Origin of the sequence: Enterobacter sp. K16B (assembly GCF_020216105.1) — a bacterium.
GTDB lineage: Bacteria > Pseudomonadota > Gammaproteobacteria > Enterobacterales > Enterobacteriaceae > Enterobacter > Enterobacter sichuanensis.
The window spans coordinates 61,161-71,672 of sequence record NZ_JAIWJZ010000014.1 but is presented as its reverse complement, the minus strand read 5'-3'; the positions used below and the strand labels follow the sequence as shown (position 1 = coordinate 71,672).

Sequence of the window (10,512 nt, the reverse complement as noted above, 5' to 3'; positions counted from 1 at the left end):
CGCCCCGGCCTTACGGAAACGCTTCGGCGATTTACAGCCGGACCAGGGCATCGCTGTAAGTCATTAATTTTGCTGAAGCAACGTTCATCGCTTCAGGTAAAAAATTACTGGGGATTCCTCAGCCCTTCGGGAGAGGGCTGGGGTGAGGGTATCAGGCCTCCCCCCTTTTTTATGCCATTATACTTCCTGCTCCACCAGCTCAGCTTCCGCGTCCCGCGCGCCTTCATTCTGCGACAGCATCGCGGTCGCTATACCATTCCCCAGTACGTTAATCGCCGAACGGCCCATATCCAGGAAGTGGTCAATCCCCATCAGCAGCAGAATACCGGCCACCGGAATGTTAAAGCTTGGGATCGTCGCGGCCAGCACCACCAGCGAAGAGCGCGGTACGCCCGCAATCCCTTTTGAAGCCAGCATCAGGGTCAACATCAGAACGGTAACTTCCGAGAAGCTCAGGTGAATATTGTACGCCTGCGCGATAAACATCGAGGCGAACGAGCAGTACACCATCGAACCCACCAGGTTGAAGGAGTAGCCAATCGGCAGCACGAAAGAGGCAATGTTGCGTGAACAGCCAAAACGCTCCAGCTGCTCCAGGGTTTTTGGATAGGCGGCTTCAGAACTGCTGGTGGTAAACGCCACCAGTACCGGGTCTTTCAGCATGCTGACCAGACGGAACACCTCTTTTTTCAACACCATGTAACCCACGGCCAGCAGCACCATGCAGGTGAGAAGAATGGCAACATAATAGCCGCCAATAAAGGAGGCATAATTCAACAGAATGCCAAGACCCTGCGTGGCAATTACGGAAGAAATCGCCGCGAAAATTGCCAGCGGGGCAACGTACATCACGTAGCCCGTCACCTTCAGCATGATATGGGAAACCACATCCAGCGCGGCCACCAGCGGTGCGTTGAATTTCTGCCCCAGCGACGCGCCGCCAATGCCGAAGAACATTGAAAACACCACAATCTGCAGGATCTCGTTGTTCGACATCGCCCCCGCGATACTGGTCGGAATGGTGTGAGAGAGGAACGCCTTCAGCGTCATGCCGCCCACGGCCAGGCCAGTATCAACCGCCTCGGTAGGGATAGTCAGGTTCAGGCCGCTCCCCGGATGCTCCAGGGTGACGATAAACAGGCCGACCAGAATCGAGAGCACGGATGAGCTGATAAACCACACCATCGCTTTGCCCCCAACGCGACCAATCGTGGAGGTTTCGCCCAATTTCATGATGCCGACGGTCAGCGTGCTGAAGACCAGGGGCGCAATGACCATTTTGATCAGACGAAGGAAGATATCGGTCAGAAGAGTAATGTTATCCGACCAGGCTTTGATGGCATCCGCAGATGCATACTCATGAATTGCTGCCCCTGAAAGAATACCCGCCAGCATGAATATCACGATGAAGAGTGTGAGTTTGTTTGCACTTGCCACGAAAAAAGACCCTCTATGCGCTTCTGATGGAGCCCGCGTCGATACATATAAATTTTTTATTACAACGCGGGAAATTATTCGGCACATAAATTGACGCAAACGGTAGGGGGTTACAACTCCTTTTTAAGTTTTATTAATTTTGTTGTTAATGTGCCGACGATATATTGTGACGCTTATCACATTTTTGCGGATATATCCTCCGTAAAAGCGGAAAAATATTTCTGCTTTTCAATTTAACGTTCTGTTTTTTATAAATAAACTGTGTCAATAAGACATTGGTGTGTCCTGCCATGCGCCGGGTGGTCGAAGCGATATCCGTAAACTAAATTCTCAATAACCCCCTCAGAGGAACGTTAAGCGGGGCTAACATCTTGAACACTCGAAATAAAAAGTGGCATGGGAACGGAAATGTCTTCTGGAGGGTGGTAAATGAAAAGAAAACGCCTTTTGATCTGCGCTGGCACTTTACTGATGGCAACAACCGTCCACCAGGCGTTGGCCGTGACCAGCAGCGGCACCATTGGGGCCACGCTGACGCTGACAAATGGTTGTCTGATCAACGGATCGCCAACGCAAAATGGGATTAATTTCGGTACGCTGGATTTCGGCACCCATCCTGCAACGTTTTCCACCCTGACCACACAGTTAACCGGCGCCAGCGGCGGAAACACCTTCACCATCCAGTGCACCACCGCCAGCTATTCGGTGGCGATCACCGGCAACGCCAACTCCACCGCACCCGGTACCGTGGTCGGGACACCGGGCACCCCTGCGCGTTATCTGGTCAATACGGCCAACGCGGCGCAGGGCGTGGCGTACAGCCTGTATAGCGACAGCGGATTTAACTCCGTAATTGCCAATAACACCGCGTTGTCGGCCGCCTCTACGGCGGGTGGCGTCGACAGTTACACCCTTTACGGGCGTATTACCGGCGGCGGTAATAGCGTAACGGTCGTACCGGGCACGTACACCGACACGATAAACGTCAGCGTAACCTATTAGTTCAGCACGGCCATGACGGCATCTCTTAGAGGTCTGCGCAAATGCGCAGAGGGACACGTGCAGCCATTTTTCGCGCTGATGGTCGGATTGCTCATGCTGCCCACGGCGGAGGCGGTGACATCACAGTCCTTTAAGGTTAGCGCCACCATTGTACCGGGCTGCGCGGTGGCCACCGGCAGCGGAGGTATTCTCGGTACGCTGGATTTTGGCAGCCATAACGGTGTCGAGAGCGCGCCGGTAAGCACCAGCTTTATACCAAACGGCGCATTGTCCATTGCCTGTACGCCTGGCGTGGCGCTGAGCATGAGCATAAATGGCGGTCAAAATTACGCCTCCCTGCGCCGTATGAAACGGACCAATGGCCCGGAAATGGTGGGATACCGGCTCTACAGCAGCAGTTCGCTGGCTGCCAACAGCGAAATAGGCGTCAACCAGGCGATACCGGTGACCTATACCAATAGCAATAATATCGCGCTGCCGCTTTTTGGCGTGGCGCTACTGACCGGGTTTAGCCCGGCAGGAACCTATTCCGATCAGCTCACCGTGACCTTGTCATGGTAATAAAGGGAGAGTGTCGATGAAGCCATTTTTCAGACGTTTTGGTCTGGCGGGGGCATGGGTTCTGGCGGCAGCAGGCCAGGCACAGGCGGCCGCCACCATACTGTTATGGCCTATCGATCCGTGGCTTGCGGCAGACGCTAAGGCCACGGAGCTGTGGATCCAGAACCAGGGAAACAGCGCGACGACGATGCAGGTGCGCATTGTGCGCTGGAAGCAGGAGGACGGGCACGAACGTTATACCGCGCAGCAGGATGTGGTCGCCAGCCCGCCCATCGTCACGATTGCCGCCGGCAGTAAACAGCTTATTCGCCTGATCAAACAGGCCTCCGTTCCTGCGGGCGTCGAGCAAGCCTACCGCATTATTGTGGATGAAATCCCTCAGGCTGACGTTAAAGCCGAACCCGCCATCGGCCTCAAGTTACAGATGCGTTATTCCATTCCGCTGTTTGTTTATGGCCAGGGGATCCCGACCATAAAAGAGGGCGCGCATCACGCGGTGGTGGAGACCCGAAATCTGAGCTGGCGGGTCACGCAGGCGGGCGGACAACCGGCCCTGGAGGTGCAGAATCGGGGGGATGTCCATGTCAGGCTGAGTCAGGTCGCGCTGGAGCAGGGAGGACAGAAACGCACGATTGCGGAGGGATTACTGGGTTATGTCCTGCCGGGCAGCAGTCGCAGCTGGCCGATACCCGCAGGCGTACGTCAGCCAGAGCGGATGAGCGCGCAGATTAATGCCAGGGACGCACAATGGCAGTCGACGCCCGTCAACTGACGCCGGTCATGATGATTCTGCTTTCCGTCAGTTCCGCGACCTGGGCTGAGCCCGGCGACGATGCTCTCCCGCCGCCTCCCCAGGCGCAGGCGATCAATGATGAGGCCGTCTTCCAGCTTGCCCTCGTGCTGAACCATTACGATACCGGCCTGGTCGTGCCGGTGACGCAACGTAAAGGCGCGTTCTTTATCTCCAGCGCCGATTTGCTGCGCGCAGGGCTGCCCCCGGAGCATGTCCCCACCGGCGAGGTGAATCTCTCCTCGCTTTCCCGGGTGAGGGTGGAGTACGACAGTGCCGCCCAGCGCCTGCTGCTGACCGTTCCCCGCGACTGGGTTACTGCCCGCGTGACCCCTTTCGGTGCGCAAACGGCGCAGACCAAACCGCACTTTGGCCGCGGTGCGCTGCTCAATTACGATCTCTACACCAACCACACGGAACACATCGGCGGTCAGGCCTCGCTCTGGCACGAGTTTCGCTACTTCAACGAGAACGGCTCGTTTTCCTCCACCGGCTACGCGCGGGAAAATTTCACCGGTAACGACGGTCAGCAGGAAGGGTATGTCCGCTATGACACGACCCTGCTGTTCACAAACGAAGACGATGCCATAAGCTGGAGCGTGGGCGATGTGATCAGCGACGCCCTGACCTGGAGCTCCAGCGTGCGGATGGGCGGGATCAGCGTCGGGCGGGATTTCTCCCTGCGCCCCGACCTGGTGACATGGCCGCTGCCCGAGTTCTCGGGGGACGCCGCGGTACCCACCTCGGTCGATCTCTTTATCAATGGCTATCGCTCCGGCTCAACCCAGCTTCAGCCGGGTCCCTTCACGCTGACCAATCTGCCCTATATAAACGGCGCCGGGGATGCGGTGCTGGTCACCACCGATGCGCTGGGGCGCCAGGTGAGCACCACGCTACCGTTTTATGTCACCAGCGATCTGCTGAAACAAGGGCTAAGCGACGGTGCCGTGACCCTGGGCAGCCTGCGGCGCAATTACGGCATTAAGAATTTCGACTATGGCTCTGCGGCAGGCAGCGGCTCGTATCGCTATGGGGTAACGGACTGGCTGACGCTGGAAGGCCACGCGGAAGGGGCGCAGGCGCTGGCGCTGGGTGGGGTGGGGACGGTGCTTAAACTCGGCCAGTTTGGCGTGGTGAATACCGCTTACACGCAAAGCCGCATGGGCGGGGATGCCGGCGGGCAGGTCAACTGGGGTTACCAGTACAGCACCAGCGAGTTTAGCGTGGCCACCCAGCACTCGCGCCGCGACCGTGGCTTTGGCAATCTCGCCCTCTACGACCAGCCGACGGTCTATGACGAAAACGACAGACCCATCGCCAGCTTTAGTCGTAATACGGACCAGTACTCGCTGACCTTCAATCTGGGACAGTACGGCAACATTGGGGCGGCCTGGATCGGTGTGGAGAGCTTTGACAGTCAAAAAACGGAGCTGCTGAACCTCTCCTGGAGCCGTAACTTGTGGGGTGCGAGCAGTATTTATCTCGCCGCGAGCCGGGACCAGCAGCAGGGAGACTGGACGGTCGCACTGTCGCTGCAGGTCCCGCTGGGCGCTCTCGACAGCGCCGCTGTCACCGTTGAACATACCCCGCAAGCAGGCAGCACCCAGCGCATTAACTACAACCACTCCATGCCCTCCGACGGCGGGTTTAGCTGGAACATGGCGTGGGCCAACCAGTCGAAAGCCAGTGATTACCAGCAGGGCACGCTGGGCTGGCGCAACAACACGATTGAGCTGCAGGGCGGCGGCTATGGAGAAAGGGAGATGATGACCTGGTGGGGCGAGGCGATGGGCGCGATTGTCCTGATGGACGGCGAGCTGTTTGCGGCGAACAAGATCAACGACGCGTTTGTGGTCATCAGCACTGACGGCCACCCGGATGTTCCCGTCAGCTATGAGAACCAGCCCGTCGGGAAAACCAATCGCAACGGTTACCTGCTGGTCAGCGGGGTGTCGGCCTATTACCCGGCAAGTTACCGCATTGATACCCTGAATCTGCCGGCAGATACCCGACTAAAAGAGACCGAGCGGCGGATCGCTATCCGGCGTCACAGCGGCTATCTTGTGGATTTTCCCATGGAGCAGGAGCGGGTGGCGAGCGTGATCCTGCACGACGCGCACGGGCAGGCGCTCCCGGTGGGCAGTCAGGTCAGACGCGCCTCGCGCAGCAATGCGGTGGTGGGGTATGACGGCATCGCCTGGCTGGAAAACCTTAACGATGTGAACCCACTGGAGGTGATCGCGCCTGACGGAAAACGCTGTACGACAACCCTGACTATGGGGGCGAATCCCGAGCATAAGCTGCAAACCTACGGCCCGCTGATTTGTCGGGAGAAGCCATGAGGCGCCTGCTATGTATGCTTCTGCTGCTGGTGACCAGCGGCAGCTGGGCTGACTGTCGGGTCAGTACGGTCAACGCCGCGTTTGGGAGTGTGACCTCATTCGCGCTGAGTGGATCTGGCGAAGTGGCCACTACCGGTACGCTGGTCGTGGCCTGTGATGCGCTGTTGAACTTGCTGACCGGGGATACCATCACGCTGAATTTTGTCTCAGCAACCGTTTCGGCCAATGGTCGGGCGACCATGAAGCGTACCGATAACGCGACCATCACGGATGTGATCCCGACGCGTCTGTGCGGGCAGTCGGGCTGCGCTAACAACAGTGAAGTGCAAACCAGTAAAACCTATACCTGGGACAGCAGTACCTTGTTAAACCTGATTGGCGGCAAACAATACAATATCCCTCTCTATTTCCGGACGGTTCCGGGGCAAAATGTGACCGCCGGTCCTTATCAGGTGACGCTTAACTTTGATATCACCTATAGCGTCTGCTCGGTGGGCGTGCTCAACGCCTGTTTGTCGGGGCTTCAGACCGGAACGAAAGGGACCAGCATCACGTTGGATATGACCGTTACCAACGACTGCAGCGCCATGACCACGCCGGATGTTAACTTTAACAGCGCGCCGCTGGTGCAAAGTTTCCCGACCGTCTCGCAGGCGATTGCCGTGACCTGTACCAAAGGCAGTACCTATACCATCGGCATTAACAATGGTGCCAACGCGCTGAATAACGTGCGCCGGATGGTGAGCGGCAGTAACTATCTGAGTTATGACATCTATAAAGAAGCCACGACTAACCGCTGGGGCAGCAGCGGCAGCGAGCGCTGGACCAGCGCAACCTCATCGCAGGTCAGCGCTGACGGTTTACTGCGCACCTATAACTACACCGCCAAAGTCCTGACCAGCCAGACCACGCCACCCGCCGGAACCTACACCGACACGCTGATTGTCGACGTGGCGTTTTAACCCCCGCGCTTTTCCCTTTCGCAAATGTAAAGTTCCTGTGGGCTGTGCCGATAACACCGTTAATAAATCTATGAGAAGGTGTTGTATGTTGAACCGTATCCGCGTTGTCACAATGCTCATGATGGTGCTGGTCATTTTCGCACTTCTTCAGCTCATCTCCGGCGGGCTTTTTTTCTCGTCATTAAAACAGAACCAGGACAGCTTTGCGGCCTCGAACGATCTCCGTCTGCAGCAGAGTGAACTCACCTCCACGTGGGATCTGATGCTGCAAACGCGTATTAACCTGAGCCGCTCGTCCGCACGCATGATGATGGATCCCAACAATCAGCAGAGCAGCGCGAAAACCGATCTGTTAAAGAATGCCCGCGCCACGCTTGCTGACGCCGCTAAACACTACGACGCCTTCAAAAAGATCACCCCGCAGCCTGCGATGGAGCAGGTGAGCCAGAATATTGATGAAAAATACAACGCCTACTATGCCGGTCTGACGGAGCTGATTCAGTTCCTGGAGAGCGGCAACATGGACGCCTATTTCGCGCAGCCTACGCAAGGGATGCAAAACGCGCTCGGCGCGGCGCTGGGAGAGTATGCCAAAGCCAGCGGGGATCTCTATCACTCGGCCTTTACTGAAAGCCAGAATGACTACCGCTTTGCAAAATGGCAGATGGCGGTGATGGCGCTGGCGCTGGTCATTGTGCTGGTCGCGGTCTGGTACGGCATTCGTCATATTCTGCTGAACCCGCTCGGTCGCGTTATTGCTCACATTCGTGAGATTGCCGGCGGCGACCTGACCAAAACGCTGACTGTGTCCGGGCGCAATGAGATCACCGAACTGGCCAACAGCGTTGACCATATGCAGCGTTCACTTATCGATACCGTTGCCAACGTGCGTAGCGGCACCGATGCCATCTATACCGGCACCAGCGAAATTGCGATGGGGAATAACGACCTCTCTTCCCGCACTGAACAGCAGGCATCGGCGCTGGAAGAGACGGCGGCCAGCATGGAGCAGCTCACCGCGACCGTGAAGCAGAACGCCGATAACGCCCGCCAGGCGTCTCAGCTGGCTGAAAGTGCCTCCGAAACCGCGCAGCGCGGCGGTCGCGTGGTGGACGGCGTGGTGAAGACCATGCATGAAATCGCCGACAGCTCGAAGAAAATTGCCGACATCATCAGCGTAATTGACGGTATCGCTTTCCAGACCAACATCCTGGCCCTGAACGCCGCCGTGGAAGCCGCGCGTGCGGGCGAGCAGGGGCGCGGGTTTGCCGTGGTGGCCGGGGAAGTTCGCAACCTGGCCAGCCGCAGCGCCAATGCGGCAAAAGAGATCAAATCGCTGATTGAAGATTCCGTTTCCCGCGTGGATACCGGCTCCGTGCTGGTGGAAAGCGCCGGGGAGACCATGAATGACATCGTGAATGCCGTTACCCGCGTGACGGACATCATGGGTGAAATCGCCTCTGCGTCTGATGAGCAGAGTCGTGGTATCGACCAGGTCGCCCTGGCGGTATCGGAAATGGATCGCGTGACACAACAAAACGCCGCGCTGGTGCAGGAGTCCGCTGCGGCGGCCGCTGCCCTGGAAGACCAGGCGAGCCGTCTGAAGATGGCCGTCTCGGCGTTTCGTCTCGCTTCACTGGCTGGAAATACGGTCACCCCGCAGGCGACGTATCGCGCACCCGCCGCTGTATCGGCGGCAAACCGTACGCGTTCTGCAACGACCGGACAAGATGAAAACTGGGAAACATTTTGACTGACATTTAAACCGCGGCTGCTTGCCGCTTATTGGGAGCGTGGATGTTAAATCGTATTCGTATCTCGACCACACTGTTTTTGATTCTGATCCTTTGCGGTGTGTTGCAGGTTGGCAGTAACGGGTTGTCTTTTTGGGCGTTTCGCGATGGCTATCAGAATTTGCAGGATGTTGAGGCGAGTAATCAGCAGCGCTCCGCACTGGCACAAACCCGTGCCGTGCTGTTGCAGGCAAGCACTGCGCTGAACAAGGCGGGAACCTTAACCGCGCTGAGTTATCCGCCGGATGATATCAAAGCGCTGATGGCCACCGCGCGCGACAGCCTGAAGCAGGCTGACGCACAGTTTAAAACCTTTACGGCACAGGCCGCCGACAGCGAGAAAGCGAAAGCGCTGAAGGTCGCCATGAAGAAGAACTTTGAACAGTGGTACAGCGATCTGGACCACCAGGCGACCTGGCTTGAAAACAACCAGCTGTCGGACTTTATGACCGCGCCGGTCCAGGCCTCTCAGGCAGCGTTTGACAACAGCTTTAACGCCTGGCAGCAGGATATCAACCAGTTTGTTCAGCGTGCCGGCGAAGAGAGCCGTAAAAGCTATCACATGTCGGGCGTGATCTTTGCCGTGGTGGTGATTCTGGCAGGGTTGCTGACCGGCGCCGCGCTGCTCTGGTCGCGCAAAATGATTGTGCAGCCGCTGGCGATCATCAGCAGCCACTTCGACAGTATTGCGAAGGGGGACCTGGCGCGCCCGGTGGCGGTGTTCGGTAAGAACGAAATTTCGGCGATCTTTGCCAGCCTGAAGGCGATGCAGGGCGCTCTGCGGGAAACGGTATCCGATGTACGTCAGGGCAGTTATGCCATGCACACCGGCATCTCAGAGATTGCGGCAGGCAATAACGATCTCTCCTCCCGTACCGAGCAGCAGGCGGCCTCCCTGGCGCAGACGGCGGCCAGTATGGAGCAACTGACCGCGACGGTAAGCCAGAACGCCGATAACGCGCGTCAGGCGTCTGACCTGTCAAAACAGGCGGCCATGACGGCGAAGAAGGGCGGCGATCAGGCCTCCCATGTCGCCAGCACCATGCAGGAGATTGCCGCCAGTTCGCAGAAAATTGGTGACATCATCAGCGTAATTGACGGTATCGCGTTCCAGACCAACATACTGGCGCTGAATGCCGCGGTGGAAGCGGCGCGTGCCGGTGAACAGGGACGCGGGTTTGCAGTGGTGGCGGGAGAAGTGCGTAACCTGGCGAGCCGCAGCGCCAACGCGGCGAAAGAAATTAAGGGCCTGATTGAAGAGTCGGTGTCACGCGTTCAGCAAGGCTCCGCCCTGGTGGATACGGCGGCGCAAACCATGCATGAGATCGTCACCTCCGTCACGCGGGTAAACGACATCATGGGCGAAATTGCCTCTGCGTCGGATGAGCAGCGTCGCGGCATTGAACAGGTCGCACAAGCGGTCAGCCAGATGGATCAGGTGACGCAACAGAACGCCTCGTTAGTTGAGGAAGCGGCAGCGGCAACGGATCAGCTCGCCAGTCAGGCGGATCACCTGACCGGGCTGGTCGCGGTATTTAATGTCAAAGAGCACGTTGAAGCAGTAACAGAAGTCGGGCGGTCGCAGGCCGTGCCAGTTGTATCCTGAATGTAATTAAGAAGGCGCT

The 10,512-nt window shown here is 57.7% G+C and carries 8 protein-coding genes; 7 read left to right on the top strand and 1 reads right to left on the bottom strand.

The genetic code is table 11. The annotated features are described in order from the left end of the window. Positions 1 to 177: 177 nt before the first annotated feature. Positions 178 to 1,437 (bottom strand): dicarboxylate/amino acid:cation symporter, encoded by a 1,260-nt coding sequence (locus LDK53_RS04130; protein WP_104557111.1) that lies wholly within the window; start codon positions 1,435 to 1,437, stop codon positions 178 to 180. A gap of 429 nt (positions 1,438 to 1,866) precedes the next feature. On the opposite strand from LDK53_RS04130, the gene LDK53_RS04125 reads away from it, so the two are divergent. The 7 genes from LDK53_RS04125 (at position 1,867) to tap (ending at position 10,493) form a co-directional block, all read left to right on the top strand. Continuing rightward, positions 1,867 to 2,439, top strand: coding sequence for a spore coat U domain-containing protein (locus LDK53_RS04125; protein ID WP_094919678.1), 573 nt, complete (start codon positions 1,867 to 1,869; stop codon positions 2,437 to 2,439). Between the two features lie 12 nt (positions 2,440 to 2,451). Beyond that, the gene (locus LDK53_RS04120) at positions 2,452 to 3,000 is read left to right on the top strand and encodes a spore coat U domain-containing protein (protein WP_225284646.1); all 549 of its coding nucleotides are present in this window, start codon (positions 2,452 to 2,454) and stop codon (positions 2,998 to 3,000) included. A 16-nt stretch (positions 3,001 to 3,016) separates the two neighbouring features. After that, positions 3,017 to 3,772 (top strand): molecular chaperone, encoded by a 756-nt coding sequence (locus tag LDK53_RS04115; RefSeq protein ID WP_225284644.1) that lies wholly within the window; start codon positions 3,017 to 3,019, stop codon positions 3,770 to 3,772. Next, positions 3,748 to 6,132: a fimbria/pilus outer membrane usher protein gene (locus LDK53_RS04110; protein ID WP_225284642.1), complete on the top strand. Its 2,385-nt coding sequence runs from the start codon at positions 3,748 to 3,750 to the stop codon at positions 6,130 to 6,132. The genes LDK53_RS04115 and LDK53_RS04110 overlap by 25 nt, the downstream gene beginning before the upstream one ends. Next, positions 6,129 to 7,094, top strand: a complete 966-nt coding sequence (locus tag LDK53_RS04105; RefSeq protein WP_025756940.1) for a spore coat U domain-containing protein — start codon at positions 6,129 to 6,131, stop codon at positions 7,092 to 7,094. The genes LDK53_RS04110 and LDK53_RS04105 overlap by 4 nt, the downstream gene beginning before the upstream one ends. A gap of 85 nt (positions 7,095 to 7,179) precedes the next feature. Continuing rightward, entirely contained in the window at positions 7,180 to 8,847 is a 1,668-nt protein-coding gene (tar, locus tag LDK53_RS04100) for a methyl-accepting chemotaxis protein II (protein WP_025756939.1), read from the top strand. 44 nt (positions 8,848 to 8,891) lie between these two features. Further along, positions 8,892 to 10,493, top strand: a complete 1,602-nt coding sequence (gene tap / locus LDK53_RS04095; protein ID WP_225284641.1) for a methyl-accepting chemotaxis protein IV — start codon at positions 8,892 to 8,894, stop codon at positions 10,491 to 10,493. Positions 10,494 to 10,512 lie beyond the last annotated feature (19 nt).